Origin of the sequence: Bradyrhizobium sp. AS23.2, assembly GCF_001908185.1 — a bacterium.
Classification (GTDB): domain Bacteria; phylum Pseudomonadota; class Alphaproteobacteria; order Rhizobiales; family Xanthobacteraceae; genus Bradyrhizobium.
Genome location: NZ_LGHM01000036.1, coordinates 1 through 19,405 on the forward strand (window position 1 = coordinate 1; position 19,405 = coordinate 19,405).

Annotated in this window: 16 protein-coding genes and 2 pseudogenes; 5 read left to right on the top strand and 13 right to left on the bottom strand. The window is 62.5% G+C overall.

The window, feature by feature from the left end:
* The 4 genes from AC630_RS08220 to AC630_RS08235 all read right to left on the bottom strand — a co-directional run.
* A partial coding sequence (locus tag AC630_RS08220; protein WP_208866978.1) for a hypothetical protein occupies positions 1 to 447 on the bottom strand: 447 nt, incomplete at its 3' end.
* A gap of 120 nt (positions 448 to 567) precedes the next feature.
* Positions 568 to 1,239 carry a MarR family winged helix-turn-helix transcriptional regulator gene (locus AC630_RS08225; RefSeq protein WP_349538186.1) on the bottom strand — a complete coding sequence of 224 codons (672 nt, stop codon included), beginning with the start codon at positions 1,237 to 1,239 and terminating at the stop codon, positions 568 to 570.
* A 279-nt stretch (positions 1,240 to 1,518) separates the two neighbouring features.
* Positions 1,519 to 2,667, bottom strand: coding sequence for an amidohydrolase (locus AC630_RS08230; RefSeq protein ID WP_074118017.1), 1,149 nt, complete (start codon positions 2,665 to 2,667; stop codon positions 1,519 to 1,521).
* A 103-nt stretch (positions 2,668 to 2,770) separates the two neighbouring features.
* Positions 2,771 to 3,859, bottom strand: a complete 1,089-nt coding sequence (locus tag AC630_RS08235) for a mandelate racemase/muconate lactonizing enzyme family protein (RefSeq protein ID WP_074117997.1) — start codon at positions 3,857 to 3,859, stop codon at positions 2,771 to 2,773.
* Between the two features lie 95 nt (positions 3,860 to 3,954).
* Between AC630_RS08235 and AC630_RS48235 the strand changes: the two are divergent.
* Positions 3,955 to 4,182 (top strand): annotated as a pseudogene (locus AC630_RS48235) (alcohol dehydrogenase catalytic domain-containing protein); the annotation flags it as partial.
* A 113-nt stretch (positions 4,183 to 4,295) separates the two neighbouring features.
* Here AC630_RS48235 and AC630_RS46170 read toward each other — a convergent pair.
* The 6 genes from AC630_RS46170 to AC630_RS08270 form a co-directional block, all read right to left on the bottom strand.
* Positions 4,296 to 4,496, bottom strand: coding sequence for a hypothetical protein (locus AC630_RS46170; RefSeq protein ID WP_074117999.1), 201 nt, complete (start codon positions 4,494 to 4,496; stop codon positions 4,296 to 4,298).
* Positions 4,497 to 4,556: 60 nt separating this feature from the next.
* On the bottom strand, positions 4,557 to 5,603 hold the full coding sequence (locus AC630_RS08250) for a phospholipase D-like domain-containing protein (protein WP_208866979.1): 1,047 nt from the start codon (positions 5,601 to 5,603) through the stop codon (positions 4,557 to 4,559).
* 34 nt (positions 5,604 to 5,637) lie between these two features.
* A complete protein-coding gene (locus AC630_RS08255) occupies positions 5,638 to 7,506 on the bottom strand; it encodes an ABC transporter ATP-binding protein (RefSeq protein ID WP_208866980.1) in 1,869 nt (622 codons plus the stop codon).
* 267 nt (positions 7,507 to 7,773) lie between these two features.
* Positions 7,774 to 8,163: an Ig-like domain-containing protein gene (locus AC630_RS43560; protein ID WP_143197904.1), complete on the bottom strand. Its 390-nt coding sequence runs from the start codon at positions 8,161 to 8,163 to the stop codon at positions 7,774 to 7,776.
* Between the two features lie 145 nt (positions 8,164 to 8,308).
* Entirely contained in the window at positions 8,309 to 9,502 is a 1,194-nt protein-coding gene (locus tag AC630_RS08265) for a M20/M25/M40 family metallo-hydrolase (RefSeq protein ID WP_074118019.1), read from the bottom strand.
* A gap of 67 nt (positions 9,503 to 9,569) precedes the next feature.
* Positions 9,570 to 10,814 carry an MFS transporter gene (locus AC630_RS08270; protein ID WP_074118001.1) on the bottom strand — a complete coding sequence of 415 codons (1,245 nt, stop codon included), beginning with the start codon at positions 10,812 to 10,814 and terminating at the stop codon, positions 9,570 to 9,572.
* Positions 10,815 to 11,038: 224 nt separating this feature from the next.
* Between AC630_RS08270 and AC630_RS08275 the strand changes: the two genes are divergently transcribed.
* Positions 11,039 to 12,313, top strand: a complete 1,275-nt coding sequence (locus AC630_RS08275; RefSeq protein WP_143197907.1) for a PQQ-dependent sugar dehydrogenase — start codon at positions 11,039 to 11,041, stop codon at positions 12,311 to 12,313.
* A 156-nt stretch (positions 12,314 to 12,469) separates the two neighbouring features.
* Positions 12,470 to 13,039 carry a c-type cytochrome gene (locus AC630_RS08280; RefSeq protein ID WP_074118002.1) on the top strand — a complete coding sequence of 190 codons (570 nt, stop codon included), beginning with the start codon at positions 12,470 to 12,472 and terminating at the stop codon, positions 13,037 to 13,039.
* 395 nt (positions 13,040 to 13,434) lie between these two features.
* Here AC630_RS08280 and AC630_RS08285 read toward each other — a convergent pair whose 3' ends face one another.
* Positions 13,435 to 13,986 (bottom strand): hypothetical protein, encoded by a 552-nt coding sequence (locus AC630_RS08285; RefSeq protein WP_074118003.1) that lies wholly within the window; start codon positions 13,984 to 13,986, stop codon positions 13,435 to 13,437.
* Positions 13,987 to 14,303: 317 nt separating this feature from the next.
* Here AC630_RS08285 and AC630_RS08290 point away from each other — a divergent pair, with 317 nt between their 5' ends.
* Positions 14,304 to 14,603 (top strand): hypothetical protein, encoded by a 300-nt coding sequence (locus AC630_RS08290; RefSeq protein WP_074118004.1) that lies wholly within the window; start codon positions 14,304 to 14,306, stop codon positions 14,601 to 14,603.
* A gap of 217 nt (positions 14,604 to 14,820) precedes the next feature.
* Here AC630_RS08290 and AC630_RS08295 read toward each other — a convergent pair whose 3' ends face one another.
* Positions 14,821 to 16,071 carry an enolase C-terminal domain-like protein gene (locus AC630_RS08295; RefSeq protein WP_245330304.1) on the bottom strand — a complete coding sequence of 417 codons (1,251 nt, stop codon included), beginning with the start codon at positions 16,069 to 16,071 and terminating at the stop codon, positions 14,821 to 14,823.
* A 384-nt stretch (positions 16,072 to 16,455) separates the two neighbouring features.
* On the opposite strand from AC630_RS08295, the pseudogene AC630_RS08300 reads away from it, so the two are divergent.
* Positions 16,456 to 18,014 (top strand): annotated as a pseudogene (locus tag AC630_RS08300) (adenylate/guanylate cyclase domain-containing protein).
* A gap of 6 nt (positions 18,015 to 18,020) precedes the next feature.
* Here AC630_RS08300 and AC630_RS08305 read toward each other — a convergent pair.
* Positions 18,021 to 19,244, bottom strand: coding sequence for an ABC transporter substrate-binding protein (locus AC630_RS08305; protein ID WP_074118021.1), 1,224 nt, complete (start codon positions 19,242 to 19,244; stop codon positions 18,021 to 18,023).
* Positions 19,245 to 19,405 lie beyond the last annotated feature (161 nt).

The window sequence follows — 19,405 nt, forward strand, 5'->3', positions numbered from 1 at the left end:
CACCACCGGTGGCGGGGCGGCTCGCGGGAGCGCGGGAGGTTGTGCGCTGGCGACCGATGGTAGCGGCGGCGGCGCCGGTGGCGGAGCGGCTGCGCTCTTCAGCGCGTCGATCTGCGCAGTCAGGCCCGCGAGCTGGTCCAGAATCGTCTTGAGCTGCTCCTGCTGGTCGGCGACCGTGCGATCGAGTGCCGCGAGGTCCTCGCTCGCCTTCTGCTGTGCGGCCAGCAGGTCTGTCATCACCGCCTGGTCGCCGGATGCAGGCTTGTCGTCAGGCGCCGCATGGCCGGCATACTGGCTGATGTGATCGACATTCATCCACAGGAAAGCGCCTGCGGCGAGGGCAACGACGAAGAAGAACAGCAGGACGAACGGCCAACGGCGTCGTCGCGCGGGCAGGACAGGTGGCGGATCTTCGTTGAGCCACTGCGGAGGAGATTCGATGCTCATCCGGGTTTCCTAGTCGGCCTCTCCTCCCAACGCAATCGAGGCCGGGCCGGTCAGGCAATCGGGGCCGGAATGGCGGACATCGGGATATGGGTGGCGACCTGTCCGACCTGGGTCGAGCGCCTACGCGGTTTTGGCGGCGAGATCTCTCGAACCCGGCTCCTCGAAATAGGTGCAAAGCAGGGCCGTCTCTTTCGAGGCAATCGCTTTTCGAAAGCGCCGGCACTTGAACTGGTGCTCGCTCCCGGCACCATCTTCGATCAGGAATATGCAGCCGCTGCAAATGTCCGTATTGTGCTCGCGCTGAGCAACGTCGCTCTGAACCAGAACCCGACGGAGCGAGTGGCGCAGCTGAGACCGGTCGTCAATTGTGAGTGCCGCGATTCGATCGCGAAGGGCGTTGATCGGATCTCGATCGAGTAATTTCTTCCCCTGAGATGTCACGCACAGCGTAATCGAGCGCCTGTCTTCGGCAGACGGCTCCGGAATCACCAATCCCTTTTTCCGCAGCTGCGCGGCAATCTCGGATGTGCCGCTGCGGGTCGTGCCGAGGAAGATGGCAAGAGCGGATGGAGTCCTTGAGAACCTGTTTGCACGCGCGAGAAAGCGCAGAGCCATCCATTCGCGGTCGCTCAGGCCGAATTGATGACCTTCAAAAAGCCAGGTGCCGGCTGATTTCACCAGCAATTCCACGACTTCGGTTGCTACTCGCATAGCGGGAGGAATCTCCAGGAAAGCCGGCTGCTCCTGGGCAGTTGCTTTGGGCAGCCGTGGTCGGAAGGAAGCAGCACTCACGCCGGGTCCGCGTTGATTCCGGTATGTCGTGGAGTCGGGCGAGGAGGCGCTACTCTGAACTGTTCCCGCTGCAATGCCCGCTCGATTTGCCGATTTCCGATAGCCCAGGTGTTTCGATGACGGAACCCCGTAAGAACACGCAATCTGATCACATCGAAGCAGGTCGCTTGCCGGGATCCTCTGCGACCTCAGGCGACGTCAGCAATTGCGCTGCAATTGGCGGACAAGCCGACGTCATGCGCGCCTGCGCCATGCACCCCGACAGATGAGTACACCGTTTTAGTTCGACGCCAGCGCCGTCTTGGCGACCTCGGCCATCCAGCCGGATGCGACGGGAAGGATCGCGTCGTTGAAATCGTAGCGCGGGCCGTGCAGCTCCGCGCCCTCGCGCAATTCGCCATTGCCGATCCAGACGAAGGCCCCCGGCCGCTGCTGCAGGAAGTAGGCGAAGTCTTCGCTGGCCATGCTCGGCGGGAGATCGCCGCGCAGGCGGGCTTGCACCTTCTGTGCGGCTATGCGCGCGATGTTCGCTTCGCCGGGGGCGTTGATGACCGGTCCGACGCCGTGGACGAATGTCGGCGTGACCCTGACGTCAAAGCTTGTCGCGACGCCGGCGCAGATCTGCTCGATCCTGTCGACGATGGCATCCCGCACCGGCATGCGGTTGGTGCGCAGCGTGCCCTTGATCTCGACCTGTCCGGCGATCTGGTTCGGCGCGGTGCCGCCCTGGATCATGCACAGCGAGAGCACGGCCGTATCGAGCGGATCGACGTTGCGCGCCACGATCGATTGCAGGGCAACGATCAAATGGCCAGCGGCCATCACGGGATCGCGCGAAAGATGCGGCAGGCCGGCGTGGCCGGCATGGCCCTCGATCGTCAGTGTGACCCGGCCTCCGGCGGCCATGACGACGCCGTCGTGGACCGCGATGGTGCCCGCCTCGAGGCCCGGCCAGTTGTGGAAGCCGAACACCCGCTCCATCGGAAATCGGTCGAACAGCCCGGCGGCGACCATCGCGCGCGAGCCGCCATAACCTTCCTCCGCCGGCTGGAAGATAAAATCGACGGTGCCGCTCCAGCTCGTGTCGGCAACGAGCAGCGCTGCGGCGCCGAGCAGCGATGTGGTGTGGCCGTCATGCCCGCAGGCATGCATCACGCCGGGAGTCTTCGAGGCGTAGGCCAGCCCGGTATCCTCGGTGATTGGCAGCGCATCCATGTCGGCGCGCAAGCCGACGCGGCTCCGCGCGTGCCCGCGCGTCAAGGTCGCGACGATGCCGTGGCCGCCGATGCCGGCCTCGAAGGGAATGCCGAGTTCAGCAAGCCTTTCCTGCACGAAGGCTGCGGTGGCCTTCTCCTGAAGCGACAGCTCCGGGTGCGCATGAAGGTGCTGGCGCCACGCGGTCAGTTTCTGGTGCAGCTCGGGTCTCAAGGCGGGCGTCTCTCGCAAGGTGTCGGCTGCCGTCACCATAGCCGATTATCTGGCCGGTACATCAAGCCGCAGCGAATGCCTCGCGTGCAGGAAAGTCCGCCGCCTACGGCGAGAGCTTCGCCAGCCCCTTCCAGTCGAAGCCGATGCCATGGCCCGGACGGTCTGGCGCCACGGCCATCCCTTCCTGAAGCACCAGCGGATGCTCGATGTACTTGTCCAGCCCGAAGCCGTGGGCCTCAAGGTAGGAGCGGTTCGGGCAGGCCGCGAGCAAATGCACAGTGATGTCGTGCGCGCCGTGGCTGGTCACGGGCAGGTTGAAGGCCTCAGCGAGCCGCGCGATCTTCATGAAGGCACTGACCCCGCCGCAATTAGTCACGTCAGGCTCGGGATAGGATACCGCCCCAGTGACGATGTAATTCTTGAACTCCCACAGCGAGCGCAAATTCTCGCCCGCCGCGATAGGCACGCCGCCGGCCTGCATGATGCGGGCGTGGCCGGCGACGTCGTCGGGGATGATCGGCTCCTCGAGCCAGGTGAGGTCGAACGGAACGAAGGCGCGAGCGGCGCGGATGGCTTCCTCGACCGTCCACTTCATGTTGGCGTCCGCCATCAGCGGAAAGTCGTCGCCGAGATGTTTTCGCATCGCAGAGACGCGTGCGACATCGGATTTGAGATCGGGCCGGCCGACCTTCATCTTGATGGCGCGAAAGCCTTTGGCGAGATTGCCGTCGGTCTGCTTGAGCAGGGCTTCGACCGAAAGATCAAGGTCGATGCCGCCGGCGTAACAGGGCACGTGCGCATCGAAGCCGCCGAGCAGGCGGAACAGCGGCAGCCTGGCGCGCCGCGCCTTCAGGTCCCACAGCGCGATGTCGAGTGCCGAGAGCGCCAGCACCGTCGGTCCGCCGCGTCCGCCATAATGCAGGGCCCACCAGACATGATGCCAGAGGGCCTCCGTGTCGTCGGCCTCGCGGTCCTCGACCAGCGCCGAAATCTCGCGCCTGAGGATGTCGGCGACAGCGCCGCCATTGCGGCCCACGGTGTAGGTATAGCCGACGCCTTCGGCGCCATCGGCATCGCGGATGCGGCAGGTGATCAGCTCGAATGCGGCGATCTCGCCATGGGTGCTGTCGGAGAGTGTGACGGGGAGGGGGATCCGGTAGAGTCCGGTCTCGATCGTTGCGATGTGCGCCATGTTTCCTTCCTGCCTTTTCTTTACAGGCTAGTCCGACCGCGCGGTGCGGGCAATCGCCCGCGAGCGGGGAGCAGACCTGCGGCTGCTCTGGTTCGATGCGCCATCGGGGCGCGCCTCGCCCTGAACGAACTCCTTCAGCAGCCGCTTGGTATTGCCTGCGCAACTATCGGCCAAAGCTTCCGTTCATATTGGGCAACGAGCTTGTCGTGGCCGTTGGCAGGGATGTGAAGCGGTTCCGGGTTGGCGACCGCGTGTTTGCCCGGCTCGCAAAGGAACGAGGCGGCGCGTTCGCAGAGCAAGCATGCGTCGACGAGGCCCACGCCGCGCCCATGCCGCGGAATCTCGATTTCACGACTGCCGCCGCCGTGCCGCTCGCAAGCCTGAGCGCTCCAGGCATTACGGGATCAGCTCGATGTCAGGCCCGGGCAGAAGGTGTTCATATCGGGCGGCGCCGGGGGCAATCGAGGATCTCGGTGGCGGGCGTGTTCTGGCTGCCCTTTTCTGGATCATCAGCAGCGGCATCAGGTTGCGAGCCTGCCGGACGGGTGTCGGCTATCGTTATCTCTTCATGCGTCCAAGCGGCACCGAACTCGCGGAGCTGGGCGAACTCATCGGGCAGGGCAAGGCTGAAGATCATCGTCGACAGGACGTTTCCGTTTGGAGAAACGCCCGAAGCGCTGGCCTACCTCGAAGGCGGTCATGCCAAGGCAAGGTCGTGGTGACGATGGGCCAGACTAATTAGTCGTCCCGATGTTTTTGCGAAGGATCGAGGGCAAGCAAACCAGCACCTTTGGTGCCGTGTTTTTCGAAGTCCGCAAGAATGCCCGCATCGGAAAGATCGAGTTTTTTTTGAATGCTTCCAGTCGTGTCGAGTAGTCTCGACCAACCGTCCAACAACATGATGGGCATCAGTTTCGACGGCAAGCTCACGCCTATCGTCAAAGCTGCCTGGTGTGAGGTTGATCGATCCGACGATCGCCCGCTCTTCATCGGCAAGCAGCATCTTGCCATGCAATTTCAGGTGCTTCAGCGTGTGAATTTTAGCTCCGACGTCATGCATGATCCGAAGGCCACCGATTCCTTCGACGAGTTTGTTCTTCTTTAATTTATGCGACGGGCGCGCCATGATGTGAACTTGCACGCCACGCTTAATGGCGCGCACCAGGCGCTCGATGATCACCGTATCCTGATAGCGCTCGTTCTGGATCCAGAGCGTCTCTTTGGCGGAATCGATAAAGCGTGCGATACGTTCGCGCCCGTTGTTCGGGCACCAGATCAACTCCGATCTCGCACTGGGATCGAACTTCTGGTGCATCCAATCGGCGTCGAAGCACCTCACCATCTCCGACACCTCGATCTTTTTGGTCGTGACAACCGCGTAATCCCGTGTTTCGGTCAGGTCACGCGTTTCCCAATTCAAAGATTCGACGAAGCCCAGCTCGTCATCGATCACCATTGATTTCTGGTGAGTGACGGCAAAATCGGGACTGCTGTACCGAACCTCGACACCGCCGGCAGTCAGCTGTTCGCGCGCGATTTCGTTCTCGCTATTGCCGTCGCGGCGGGCGGGATTGAGCATGACGCGAACGCGGAGGCCACGTTGCCTGGCCGCGATCACCGCTTTCAGCAGCGTTGGGTCGGTGAACAGGAACATCCGGATATTGAGCGAGCGCTTGGCCGCATTGATCGGATCGAGAATCGAGTTGACGGTATCGTCGGGAAGCACGATGAGGCTGTGCGACATGTTTCTGAATCTCCGGGCCGAAACGCTGCAGTCACTAGACGGCTTTCGCAGAAGCCTGGTTCGAAGTGTCGTATTGAATGCGATGAAGTTCGGCGTAAACCCCGCCCAGGGCGAGCAATTCGTCGTTCGAGCCCTGTTCAACCACAACGCCATCCTTCAGCACGACGATCTTGTCGGCGTTGGCGATCGTGCTGAGGCGATGGGCGATCATGATGACCGTGCGCCCCTTCATCAGCTGACGCAATGCGTCGATGACGAGGTGTTCCGATTCCGTATCGAGCGCTGCCGTGGGCTCATCGAGAATCATGATCGGGCTGTTCCGCACAACGGCGCGGGCGATGCCTATACGTTGCCGCTGGCCGCCCGACAATGTGTCGCCCCGCTCGCCGACCATCGAATCGTAGCCATGCGGCATGGCGCTGATGAAATCATGAGCGTTGGCGACTTTCGCCGCCGCGATGATCTCTTCCTCGGTGGCGCCTGGGCAACCGTAGGCGATGTTCTCGCGGATCGTTCCGCGAAACAACACCGTCTCCTGGAGCACGAAGCCCACCTGCGCACGCAGGGTCGCGAGCTTGTATGAAGAGACGTCCAGGCCATCAATCAGCACCCGCCCGCTGCTCGCTTCGTAGAACCGCGGCAGCAGACTAAGTACGGTCGATTTGCCGGAGCCGGTGGGGCCGACAAGGCCTACGACCTGACCGGGCTCTATCTCGAAGCTCACTTCTCGCAGTATCGGGGCGTCGTCGTATCCGAAGGCGACCTTATCGAAGCTGATGGCGCCCTTGACCCGCCCGGGATCGACGCCGTCCACAGGGTCAGTGATGAGATCGTCGGCCGACAAGATCGTTTGAATCCGCTCCAGCGCAACGGTCGTCTGTGCGATCGTGCTGGTCATGCTCGCGAGGTCTTTTACGGGTTTGAAGAATTTGGCCAAGTACGCGAGGTAGACTGTCAACGCGCCGGCCGTCAGCGTGCCCGCAACGATCAGGGACGTCCCCCTCCAAAGGACGATGCCGGTGCAGATCGCAACGACAATGCTCACCGTCGGTGACATCAAGGATTTGATCTGGCGCGCCTTCAGCGCAGCTTCCACCGTGGCGTGGCTTGCGGCCTCCAGGTGCGCTATCTCGAGGTCCTGCCGGCCAAATGCCTTTACCGCACGAACCGATCCAAGTCCCTGCTGTACGACGGCAACAATGTCGCTCTGCCGGGCACGCACGGTTCGCGTCACCTCTTTCACAGCCTTCTTGAAGTGAAAGAGAAACACCAGCAGAAAGGGCACAAGCGCGACAGCGATCAGCGTGAAATCCCAATCCAGATAGAACATCAATCCAAGCATAAACAGGATGGTGATGAGATCGACGACGATATCGAGTGTCGCGGACGATGCGAAACCCTGGATGGTCGAGACATCGCTGGTGATCGTGGACATCAGGGTCCCGGTCTTGACGTTGTCGTAGTAGCGCAGCGATAGCCGATGCAGATGCGTGTAGATCTGTACGCGCAAATCGTTGGCAACCCATTGGCCGACGCTGGTGGTGTAGTAGTTGTCGATGTAGGTCGCGATCGCGCCGACGACGGCGATGAGCAGGGTTGCGATGCCGGCAAACAGCGCGACGCCTGCGGTGTGTTGTCCGAAGCCATAATCGTGCGCCCAAGCCAGCCAGTCCGGCAATCGATGCCGTCCCAGGGCGTCATCGAGAACCAGCTTAAGCGGCCAGGGCGCCGCCAGGCTCATTGCAATCTCAATCAGCATGGCGGCGAAAACGATGAGCAGCCAGCGCCGATACGGCCTGAGCAACCCCAGAACCATCGATGTGAGCTTTTTTCCCTCGTGCGGCTTCTTGAGCGCCACGGCGGCGCCCGAAACGATGGCGGTGGCAATCGCCTTCAGCAACATGTCGGTTACGGCCTCCAACTTCGCACGATCATGCGCGTAACGAGCCTGCGCCACTATGCAAAAACCGACAAACCAGAAAAGATGACCGCGAGCGTCTCGGCCCCGACAAAAAGGTTGCTCGTTCCCGTCGCAGGTCGCGCGGAGAAAAACACGTCGCGCTCGTGGCGAGCGGTCATTTGCCTCAAATCAATACGCTAACTTGGCACGGCAGATGGCCGAGGGCCAGGCCAGTGCGAGGCGCGGCCAATCGGCCCCTGGCCTCCGGCGCTATTGTAGCGTCGCGTTGATGGTGATGACGGAGGTGCCGGAGGCTGTCTGACTCATGCCGGTCGCCTGAATGGAGAAACTATCGCCACCGATGTATCCAGCTTGCGAGGTGTAGAGGAAAGAAGATGCATCGAGTTGTTGCAAGGTGCCGTGTGCCGGATTCTGTGAAACGCTGGAAGTCTGTATTTCGCCGTTTATATTGACGGCGAGCAGGCAGCCACTGCCGGAAGGAATCTGGATATAGCCTATTGAGTTAAAGCCCCAGCCCGCCGGTGGTGATCCTGACACGACGCACTGAGGGACATTTTGGGCAAGTGCGGTCGCCGTTGCAGCTACCAGGCACAACGTAGCTGCAACCAGCACTGAACACGCTCGAGTCACATGTGTCATCTGCATACTCCACCAAGGTTCGGCCGAACCACCACACGGTCGCCGGCCCTCGGAGAAATATTCCAATCCGCTCTGCGCGCTATGCAATTTCAGCAGGAGCCGCGATTTTGTCCTTTCGCTCTACCCATCCTACAGGCTCAACGCCTCACCGCATCGTCGCGAGCTGCAGCGCCAGCGCGCAGGCGCGGTCGTATTCGTCGAGATTGATCCACTCGTCGATCGTGTGCGCCTCGTTCTGGCCGGCGCCGAAGGTCACGGTCGGAATGCCGTGGCGGACCATCCAGTTTGCATCCAGGCCGCCATTGGCGGCGCGGACGTTCGGCGTTCCGCCGACCGCGGACACCGCCTCGATCGCGCGTTTGACGACGGGCAGGTTCTCCTTCATGCGGAACGGATAATAGTCGGTCTCGGCCTTGAACTTGACGCGGCCGGATTTGCCTTGCGCATTCGTCACTTTCTTGGCCGCCTTATCGAACGCGGCCTTGTAGGCCTTCGTGATCTCCTTGAAGAACTTTCCGTCGTGGCTGCGGCTTTCGCCGCGCACATGCACGTAGTCGGTGACGACATTGGTGGCATCGCCCGCCGGGCGGCCCTCGCCGCCGGTGACGGGTCCGACATTGCTGGTGCCCTGCCGCTTGCCCTTCACCACCTTGCCGAACCAGCCGCCGGCCTTCACCTCGGCAAGCGCCAGCGCCATGATCATCGTCGAGGAGATGCCGCGCTCCGGCGCGACGCCGGCATGCGAGGCGCGGCCGAAGATCTCGACCTGCCAGCGATCGGCGCCGACGGCGCCGATGACGACGTTGGAGGCCGAGCCGCCGTCATAGTTGAAAGCCATCACCGGCGAGCCGAGCTCCTCCAGCTTGACGTGGCGCGCGCCATAGAGCCCGCTCTCCTCGCGCACGCAGAACAGCAGCGTGATCGGCGGATGATCGAGCTTCTGGTTTTCGAGCTCGGCTGCCAGCGTCACCAGCACGCCGCAGCCGCAGCGGTTGTCGCCTCCGAGCGCGGTCTTGGCTTCGTTGACGATCTTGCGCCCCGACTTCTTCGGCTTGGCGCCGGCGCAGAGCGGCACGGTGTCCATGTGGGTCATGAACATGATCCGCTTCTGGTTGTGCAGCGCGCCACGGCCGGGCAGGTCGACGATGAGGTTGCCGGTCTCGGTCGGCACGGGAATGCGGGTGTTGGCGTCGTCGAGCCGGATCGCCTTCGCCGGCACGCCGCTTTCCTTCAGCGCGGCGGCAAGCTCACGCCCGATCGCCGCCTCCTGTCCAGTCACGCCCTCGACGGCGAGGAAGCGCATGAGGCGGTCGGTGGCGGCTTGGGTGTCGACAGGCATGGACTTCATTCCCCCCGGTATACGTTGCGCGTCAGCATCCCCTGCGACGCCGCATTTCGCAAGGGGCTCAGACGGTCCGCGTGTAAGCCAGGAAGACCAGCGTGCCCGCGACAAGCGCCGCGGCCATGAACAGCAGCACCGCCGGCAGCCCGGCCAGCGCCGCGACCGCGCCGGTGACGGACTGCATCAGCGCCGCGCCGAGGAAGAAGGCGAGGTTGATCGCCGCGAGCGCCTTGCCGGTCGTTTGCGCGTCGACGAGCTGCCGGGACATGCCGAACAGCAGCGGCTGGGCGGAGGTCGCAAGGCCGATGAGGATGAACAGCACGAGGTCGTATTGCGGCGGCATCACGGGAACGCCGAGCAGCACGGAGACCGCATAGTGCGGCGCGCCGAGCGCCATCAGTGCGAGCAGCAGCCCTCCGACGAGGTGCGTGCCGGCCACCAGCTCGCGGCGGCGACTGAGCTTGCGGTCGATCATGCCGACGCACAGGGGGCCGGCGATCATCGCCAGCGTGAACAGGCCGAGCTGGTTGCCGGCCTCGACCCGCGACAGGCCCTTGACCTGCATCAGCCACGGCCCGCCCCACAGGCCGCGCAGCACCAGCGAGGTCGCAAGCGACACCAGCGCGAGCGCGATCAGGCCGCGCAGCGGACGCGAGAAGCCGAGCCGCAGCACCTCGATCATCTGCGACAGCGGTGAGGAATCATCCTTGTGCTCGGCCGGCTGGTTCGGCACCAGCATGAACACGGCAAGCGCGACGAGGACGCCGCCGAGCGCCGAGATCCAGAACCCGGCGCGCCAGCCGTAATGATCGACCACGAAGGCGAGCGGGCTCGACGACAGCAGCATGCCGATATTGCCGATCGAGAGGATCGCGCCCGACCACAGGCCGAACCGCGCTGCCGACAATTGCTTGGCCGCCAGGGTCATCGGGCACATCAGCATGCCCGAGGTGGCAACGCCGAGCAGCACCTGCCCGACCGCGAAGCTCTCGGGCCCGGTCGCAAAGCCCGAGGCGATGGCGCCGACCACGGTTCCCGCGAGCAGGCTGAGCGACACCGGCCGCACGCCGAACCGGTCCATCGCCGCGCCGACCGGAATTTGCGCGGCGGCAAAGGCGAAAGGATAGACGGAGGTGAGGCTCGCCAGCGCCTGCGGCTCCATATGGAAATCCGCGGCCATCAGATCGAGGCTGACCGCCGGGATCGTGCGCAGCAATGTCGAGAGCATGTGTCCGCAGGCGAGTGCGAGCAACGCAAAAATCAGCGCGCGGGTGCCAACTCCCGCTTCATCCGTGGCAACCGCAGTCATCAGCGTCCCGTCCCGGCAAGGGTCTCAGTCGGGTTACACGATTGGGGGAGGCGTGCCAATGGCGGGATGGGGCGCGTTCGTGCAGGGGCGACCAGACGTGACGGCAGAGGTCTGAGGCGTCGTTTCCGATTGCTTTTGTTCAGGCAAATCCGGAGAGTGTGAATCGGAAAAGCCGCGAGATGCGCCAGCGTCTGGAAGACGGCTTCCGCTTTGGGGAGAACACCATGATGCGTTATTCGTCTGCGTCGCGCAGCCTGTTGCTGGCCGGCGCTTTCTTCGGTGCATTCACGCTTTCCGCCGCGGCGCAGCAGCCCGCCAGTCCACCCGCCGCCGGCGCCGCACCTGCCGCTCAGCCGCTTCCTCCCGGCTCCCCCTTGATCGGGCGTCCCGACAGCGAGGCGGCGGCCAGGCTCGCTCCCGTCGCGCCGCCGCCACTCCCGGCCGCAGCCGATAAATTGCCGCTCGCCAAGCTCAAGGTGCCCCAGGGCTTCAACGTCGAGGTCTATGCCTCCGGCATGGCGAATGCACGCTCACTCGCGCAGAGCGACAAGGGCACGGTGTTCGTCGGCAGCCGCCTCGTCGACAAGGTCTATGCCATCGTCGACAAGGACGGCAAACGTTCGGTCAAGGTGATTGCTTCCGGCCTCTATCGTCCAAACGGCGTCGCCTTCAAGGACGGCACGCTCTACATCGCCGAACTCTCGAAGGTCTCCAAGATCGACAAGATCGAGGACAATCTGGACAACCCGCCGAAGCCGACCGTCATCTACGACAAGCTGCCCAAGGACGAGGCGCATGGCTGGAAGTTCATCGCGATCGGGCCCGACAACAAGCTCTACGTCCCGGTCGGTCAACCCGGCAACAACGTGCTGCACGACGCAGATCACGGCCAGATCCGCCGCATGAATCTCGACGGCTCCGGCGCCGAGGTCTACGCGCTCGGCGTGCGCAACACGGTCGGCTTCGACTGGAATCCCGAGACGAAGCAGCTCTACTTCACCGACAACGGCCGCGACTGGCTGTCGGAGACGGTACCGGAGGACGAGCTCAACCGCGTCACCAAGGCTGGTGAGGATTTCGGCGCGCCGTTCTGCTACCAGGGCAACATCATCGACCAGGAGCTCGGCTGGGGCAAGAACTGCAAGGACTATACCGCCCCGGTCGGCCTGATGGGCCCGCACACGGCAGCGCTCGGCATGCGCTTCTACACCGGCAACATGTTCCCGAAGTCCTACAAGAACGCGATCTTCGTCGCGCGCCACGGCTCCTGGAACAAGTCGCAGAAGCAGGGTGGTGACGTCGTTGTCGTCAAGCTGAACAAGGACGGCACCGTGAAATCGATGGAGCCGTTCCTGACCGGCTTCCTCGAGGACAACAAATATGTCGGCCGTCCCGTCGACGTGATGCTGATGAAGGACGGCTCTCTGCTCGTCTCCGACGACTGGAACGGCGCGGTCTACCGCATCACCTACGGCAAGCAGAAGGTCGCGGCGCAGTAAGTGCCAACCACATCGTCATTGCGAGGCGCACCTGCGACGAAGCAATCCAGAATCCCTCCGCAGGGACAGTCTGGATTGCTTCGCGGAGCCTGTCATCGGGCCGCGCTTTGCGCGGACCCGTTGGCTCGCAATGACGGGATCGACCGGAAACGCCCAATGCCAAAAACCCTCATCGTCGCTCTGGCGCTTGCCTCGATTGCATTCTCTGCGAACGCAGAAGCCATCCAGGAGCGCGCTGCGCCATGCCTGGCCTGTCACGGCGAGCGCGGCACGTCCGAGACCGAGAGCACACCATCGCTCGGCGGTCAGCAGGCGCCTTACGCGCTGATCCAGCTCTTCATGTTCCGCGAGAAGCTGCGCGTCTTCGAACCGATGAACGAGATGGCGAAGTCGCTGACGGACGACGATCTGCGCACCTTCTCTGATTTCATCGCCACACTGCCGAAGCCGGCGGCGCCGGCTGATGCGGCGGATGCCACGCGGATGGTGCTCGGAGAGGCGTTGGCGAAGCAGAACCGTTGCAACACCTGCCACAATACAGACTACTCCGGGAAGGAGAACGTGCCGCGCATCGCCAACCAGCGCGAAGATTATCTCGCCAAGACTCTCGTCGAGTACAAGGACAATACCCGCCACGGCTATGACGCCACCATGGCCGACGTGATGCAGACAGTCAGCAAGGAGCAGATCGCCGACCTTGCCCATTACATCGCCCATCACCGCTGACATCGGGGCGGGCCAGGGCGGTACTCATAATCCGCGCGCGGGGGACGGCGGTGTCCGCTTTACCCTCAAACCCGGACATCGATGGTGCAAGAGTGAGTGTCTGTTAAGGGCCTTGGCTGTGTGAAAACGCAACGGCGCTCAAATTTCGGAGAAAAGAATTCTTTCAAACACCGCTTCTGAGGCTGCGAAGAGGATACAGAGCTTCGGTGCCGCGTGATCTGAGAAGTAGATTCTCCGCCATCCGCCGGAGTTCGCGTTTTTACACAGCCAGGGCCATAACCAGACCCATGCGCCGCAGCTTGCGCCGCCATAGGTCCGTGACATGGCGCCGGAAAGGCAGGAGGCGGCATCACAGCCGCTCGTCATGCGGACGCAGGAACCGCCAGATCGCGAGATCAGCGGACCGGCAGCATCAAATGCTCGTACTGCGTGCCAGGCCACATCACATAGGGCCTCGTTGGGTCGGCCTTCGCGTCGCGCGGATAACCATCCAACATCTTAGCGCCAGAGCCGACGATCATCACGTGTGCGCCGGTTTTAATCCAATTGTTGCCGGGCTCTTCTTTTGTTGCATACGGGTCGGTGTTGCTTGCGCCGCCGTCCCCTCGGAGCATGTACATGAACCCCGCTTTGTTCGCAGGCGGCTCCTTGTGATTCATCCAGGCCGACGCCCATTCCATCGCATTCTTATCGCCGCACATCGGGTCGGGATTGGCCGGATCAGCGTGACCTGGCATGCATGTCCACTGCCCGGTTCCTTCGCGCAATGTCCGCAACTTACCGTCATGATCCATGGCGAGGATCGTAGCGTCTTTGACGATGGCCTCGGGGGCGGCCGACAGCGACAGCTTGATCAGCTCTTCGTCGCTCATCTTGTGCTCTTGAGCGAAGCCGCAGCCAGGGGTAAGCGCGAGCGCAAACAGAGTTGCATAGGCCAGCGATTTCATCGCGAAATCCTCCCATGATTTGCTGACGCCAGCCGCGCGGAGGAGCCGAGGGCGGGCGTCCGCACTGAGGTGCTTGTACGTAGTTATCCTAGTCCCCTTTTGGCTTCCTGAAACGCACCATTTGTCCGCTGCAGAGCGATCGGCTCAACGCTGCCAGCCCATCCGCCGAGATACGGTAGTGTTGCTGTCGCTTGCAAACCCTGAACCAAAATCAATCGATGAAGACAAACTTTCATCGAGATCGCATTGAGGTTCGCTCCCCAAACGCCGCTCGATACATGCCTCTTGGATATTTTACATCACTATGGAGGTAGCCCATGCCGATCGTGCAGTTTGCTCGTTTCAAAACCGACAAGCCCGACGAAATGGTCCAGATTGTTAGGCGGGCGAAGACAATCTTCGAAAAACATGGTGCTGAATTTCTTCGGCTGTCCCGTTTCCACACTGGCGCGTGGGCAGGACAGTTGCTGGTTGCGACGCGCTACTCCAGTTGGGAAGTTTACGGCAAAGTGCAGGAGGCCGTAGCAAAAGACCCGGAGTTCGCGCAGGTGCAGGCTGACGGAATGAAGATTGCCGAACTACAGGGCCGCAACATCGCTGTTGGCATCGATCTCTAGTCGGGGCGCCGCCCAGCGAACGACGTTAAGCGCGAAGGCCGCTGGACATATTGCCAGCGGCCTTTTTCAATTTCGATGGATTGCACTGCGTTACTCTGCGCCTCGCCGACCAATGTCGGCTCAGGGTCTTGGCTGTGTGAAAACGCCAAGACACTTGAGCGCGATAGAAGAAGTTATTCGTCCAAGACCAACTCAGGGCGAAAGCCCGCAAGCGCCTTCAACTTAGACGACCAACTGAGGAATGCAATTCTAGTCGTGTTTCGATCCTTCGCGTTTTTACACAGCCAGGGTCAAAAACCGGCAATTCCCTGATCAAGCATAAGATTTCTGCATAACCCTCAAAAGCCGACATCTGCGCCTTTACGAGTACACGCTCTAGCTCACGAGATATTTTTTTGACCGCCGCTTCATCCCACGCGATGCCGTTGCCGGGCTCTTCGTTCGGCAGCGCAAAGCCGTCCTTGATCTTCAACCGCGTCGCCAGCACCGCGTCGGCCCAGTCGACATATTCCAGCCAATGCGCGGTCGGCGTCACGCACAACAGGTGCGCGCTGACCTCCGAGAACAGGTGCGTCGACATCTCGATGCCGGCGGCGTGCGCGAGCGAGGCGGCACGGAGCCAGCCGGTGACGCCGCCGATGCGTTGCACGTCGGGCATCACGTAGTCGCAGGCCTCGGTGGAGAGCGCGGTCTGCATCGAGAACGCGCTGTCAAAATTCTCGCCGATCTGGACTGGCGTATGCAGCGCATCGGCGATGCGGGCGCAGCCGGCGTAGTCGTCGTGGCGGATCGGCTCCTCGATCCAGGTCAGGCCCTCGTCGTCGAGCATCTCGCCGCGGCGGATGGCCTCGGTCACCGTCAGCGCCTGGTTGTAGTCGCACATCAGCGTGACGTGATCGCCGACCGCCTTTCGCACCGCGCGCACGACGGCCAGATCCTCGCGCGCATCGGGCCGGCCGACGCGAATCTTCGTCGCCTGGAAACCCTCGGCCAGCAGCTTGTGCGCCTCGTCCACCGCGGCGCCCGCAGGCATGATGCCGAGCCCCTTCGAATTATAAGCCTTGACCGGTTTCGGCGCGCCGCCAAGCAGCCGCGCGAGCGGCAGGCCGCGTGCGCGGGCGAGTGCGTCCCACGCCGCCATGTCGATGCCGGATTGCGCCAGCCTTTGCAGGCCGGCGAGCCCAAGCAGCGTGAAGCGCTGGGTCAGCTTGCGCTCGATCTCGAACGGCAGCAGCTCGTCGCCGGCGAGCAGATCTGACATTTCCGTGACCATCGCGGTCAGCGGCTTCAGGGCAGAAGGCGTGATCGAGAACAGATAGGCATGCCCCACCGCGCCCTGGTCGGTCTCGCAGTCGATCAAGACCAGCGGCGCCCTCGCAACCGCGCCGGTCGAGGTCTGCAGCGGCAGGTTCATCGGCACGATCACGGGGCGCGCATTGAAGCGCTTGATGCGGATGGTCTCGGTCATTTCAAGGTCTCCCGGCGGAGCGAATGCAGGTTAATGTCGATCTTAAACGTTCGTCATAAAACGAAAAGATGCTTGCCGCGATCACCATAAGATGCAGGGTCATTCGCATGACGGTCGAGAGGCTGCCGAGCCCGCTTCCGCGGGCTCCTCACCATGAGGATTTGATATCTCGCCGCGAAACGCGACCTCATCCTGAGGGCCCGCCGTAGGCGGGCGTCTCGAAGGATGGCCGCAAGCGAGCTTCCCGCCACGTTTTTCTTCATATGCGATGGCCCTCCATAAAACGGGGTTGCGCTGGCCCGCGTTTGTTGGCTCTGTGCCGCCGCATGCTTTGCCGCAGATTCCAAAGATTTGTGACAAAATCGCACACGACGGGGCCACAGAGTGAAACAAGAGATCTCCGAAGAACAGCGCAAGAGCGGCATTCTGACGGGGGCCGTGATCGCCTTCCTCCTGCTCGCTCTGCCGCTCGCGGTGTGGCTGGACCTGACCGAGCTGAGCAAGACGGCGCTGCGCCGGCAGGCCGCCGATCTCAACTCGGTCATCACCAGTGTGCGCAGCTACTATGCCTCCAATGTCGTCGGGCGCGTGCTCGCCAACCCTGACGGCACAACCAAGGTCGTGCACAACTACGAATCCGTTCCCGGTGCGATCCCGATCCCGGCGACGCTGTCGCTCGAGCTCGGCCGGGTGATCGGCGCGCAGCAGGAGAACATCACCTACCGCTTCGTCTCGGACTTCCCGTTCCAGAACCGCGCCCCGCACCAGCTCGAAAAGTTCGAGAAGGACGCGCTGGATGCGCTTCGCAAGGATCCTGAAAAGAAGATCGTCGAGACCGAGACCTCGCTCTTCAACGACAAGGTCCGTCTGGTCGCGCCCGTCACGATGGGCCCGGCTTGCGTGAGCTGCCACAACAGCCACCCCGAGAGCCCGAAGAAGGACTGGAAGGTCGGCGATGTCAGGGGAATCCAGGAGGTGATCATCGCGCAGCCGATCGCGGCCAACATCTTCTCGTTCAAGTTCCTGCTCGCCTATTTCGTCATCGCCGCTGGAAGCGGCTTGGCGTTCCTCGCGCTGCAACGCCGCCAGGCCAGTCGTATCAAGAGCATGAACAAGGAGCTTGAATCCGCCAACGACTTCCTCGCCTCGCTCTCGATGAAGATCTCGCGCTACATTCCGCCGCAGGTCTACAAGAGCATCTTCTCCGGCCAGAAGGACGTCACCATCCACACCGAGCGCAAGAAGCTCACCATCTTCTTCTCCGACATCCAGAATTTCACCGCGACCGCCGAGCGGCTTCAGCCGGAGTTGCTGACCCAGCTCCTCAACGAATATTTCACCGAGATGTCGGCGATCGCCCATGAATATGGCGGCACCATCGACAAGTTCATCGGCGATGCCATGCTGATCTTCTTCGGCGATCCCGAGACCAAGGGCGACCGCGCCGACGCTCAGGCCTGCCTCCAGATGGCCTGGCGCATGCAGCACCGTCTCACCGAGCTCAATGCGAAGTGGCGGGCCTCCGGCATCGAGCAGCCGTTCCGTTCTCGCATGGGCATCAATTCCGGTTATTGCAATGTCGGATCGGCAGCAGCGACCGCATGGACTACACCATCATCGGCGCCGAGGCGAACCTCGCCGCCCGCCTGCAATCGATCGCCGAACCCGGCGGCATCGTGCTGAGCTACGAGACGTTTGCGCTCGTCAGCGACATCGTGCGGGCGCACGCACTGCCCGCGATCACGATGAAAGGCATCAGCCGCGAGGTGATTCCATATTCGGTCGACGCACTGAACGATGCCTCTGCTGAAAAGAGCGGAATCATCACCGAGCGCGCGCCCGGCCTCGAGCTCTATCTCGACCCCGCCATGGTGAAATCCGGCGACGCCGCCCGTGTGCGCTCGCTGCTGGAAAGCGCACTGGCCTCGCTGAGGCCTGCGTGAGGGTGCTTATCGCTTCGCGCCTTCGGTGAATGCTGTTTCGATCACCTCGCCGAATGGCTGCCAGGAACGGCCGTCAAACTGGACGAGCCGCATCTGCTTGATCGGCAGATAGCTGTCCGGCGAGGTATTCATCCTGATGCTGGGCAACGCAAGGGAGGGCTTGTAGTCCCTAAGCGAAGCCGCCTGACGCATGATGTTGTCGCGCGAGAAGTCGTCGCCGCATTGCTTCAGCACCTGCGTCAGTGCCTCGGCCGCGGCGTAGCCGTAGAGCGCAGCACTGTTGTTCGCGCTTTCGACTTGATAGAATTTGTCCATGAAGGCGAACCAGTTCTTCATGGCAGGATCGTCCTTCCACGCGGGGTCGCTCGGATCCTTCAGAAAGGCCGCTGAGACCACGCCGGCCGAATTCTCGAGGCCAGCAGGCGCCATCGCATTGGCGATCGAGGCGGAGGCATCGTTCACGATGAAGACCGGGTGCCAATTGAGTGACGCCGCCAGCTTGATCACCTTGGATGCCGTCGACGGCACGCCGAGAAAGACGAAAATATCGGCGTCCGCGCGCTTGAGGACCGAGACGTGCCCTTCGAGATGCTCATCGCCAATGTCGAAGGCGATGTCGACGAGGACATGACGGTTCAGGTCGCCAAGACCTTCCTGAATGCCCTTGTAGAGCGTGCGTCCGAACTGGTCGTTCTGCCAGAGCACGACGATCTTCTTCCGTGGGTAATAGGCCTGGATGTAGTTGGCGTAGATGCGCCCCTCCGACCGGAATGGCGGCTGCCAGCCCATGGTCCAGGGAAACGCCTTGGCCTGGCTCAGCTCCTCGTCGCCGGAGGCGACGAAAAGCTGCGGGATCTTCCTCTCATTCAGATACCAGCGCGTGGCGAGATTGCCGGGCGTGCCGAACGACCCGAACATCAGCTGGACGTCGTCCCTCTCGACCAGGTTGCGGGTCAGCTCCATCGCGGCCGCCGGATCGGAATTGTCGTCGCGCGTGATGAAGCGGATCTTGCGGCCGTTGATTCCGCCACGCGCGTTGATCATGTCGAAATAGGCGGCCTCCGCCTGGCCGATGGCGCCGAATTCCGAGAGCGGTCCCGAATACGGCATGACATTGCCGATGCGGATTTCCTGGTCGCTCGCCGGTTGTTCAGTGTGTTGCTGGGACATCGCGCCAAGCGATGCCAAGGCGATCATCGCAACGAACAGCATCCTGCCGATGATACGCATGTTCGACACCTTGATGTTGCCCCCTTGACGGAGGTCGGCTTAATCCGCATCGAGGCCGATTGATCTAGGTCAAGCCTTTGTCAATCCTGTGACTTGGCGGCTCGCTTCAAAACAGCGCACCTGTCAGCCCGAACGAAACGGCAGGCGTGTTGACGCGCCGT

Bases quoted from the DNA above. Each gene is read 5' to 3' on its own strand.
- AC630_RS08235 (WP_074117997.1), bottom strand. From the start codon at position 3,859: ATGGCGCACATCGCAACGATCGAGACCGGACTCTACCGGATCCCCCTC.
- AC630_RS46170 (WP_074117999.1), bottom strand. From the start codon at position 4,496: ATGATCTTCAGCCTTGCCCTGCCCGATGAGTTCGCCCAGCTCCGCGAG.
- AC630_RS08250 (WP_208866979.1), bottom strand. From the start codon at position 5,603: ATGTCGCACAGCCTCATCGTGCTTCCCGACGATACCGTCAACTCGATT.
- AC630_RS08255 (WP_208866980.1), bottom strand. From the start codon at position 7,506: ATGTTGCTGAAGGCGATTGCCACCGCCATCGTTTCGGGCGCCGCCGTG.
- AC630_RS43560 (WP_143197904.1), bottom strand. From the start codon at position 8,163: ATGACACATGTGACTCGAGCGTGTTCAGTGCTGGTTGCAGCTACGTTG.
- AC630_RS08265 (WP_074118019.1), bottom strand. From the start codon at position 9,502: ATGCCTGTCGACACCCAAGCCGCCACCGACCGCCTCATGCGCTTCCTC.
- AC630_RS08270 (WP_074118001.1), bottom strand. From the start codon at position 10,814: ATGACTGCGGTTGCCACGGATGAAGCGGGAGTTGGCACCCGCGCGCTG.
- AC630_RS08275 (WP_143197907.1), top strand. From the start codon at position 11,039: ATGATGCGTTATTCGTCTGCGTCGCGCAGCCTGTTGCTGGCCGGCGCT.
- AC630_RS08280 (WP_074118002.1), top strand. From the start codon at position 12,470: ATGCCAAAAACCCTCATCGTCGCTCTGGCGCTTGCCTCGATTGCATTC.
- AC630_RS08285 (WP_074118003.1), bottom strand. From the start codon at position 13,986: ATGAAATCGCTGGCCTATGCAACTCTGTTTGCGCTCGCGCTTACCCCT.
- AC630_RS08290 (WP_074118004.1), top strand. From the start codon at position 14,304: ATGCCGATCGTGCAGTTTGCTCGTTTCAAAACCGACAAGCCCGACGAA.
- AC630_RS08295 (WP_245330304.1), bottom strand. From the start codon at position 16,071: ATGACCGAGACCATCCGCATCAAGCGCTTCAATGCGCGCCCCGTGATC.
- AC630_RS08305 (WP_074118021.1), bottom strand. From the start codon at position 19,244: ATGCGTATCATCGGCAGGATGCTGTTCGTTGCGATGATCGCCTTGGCA.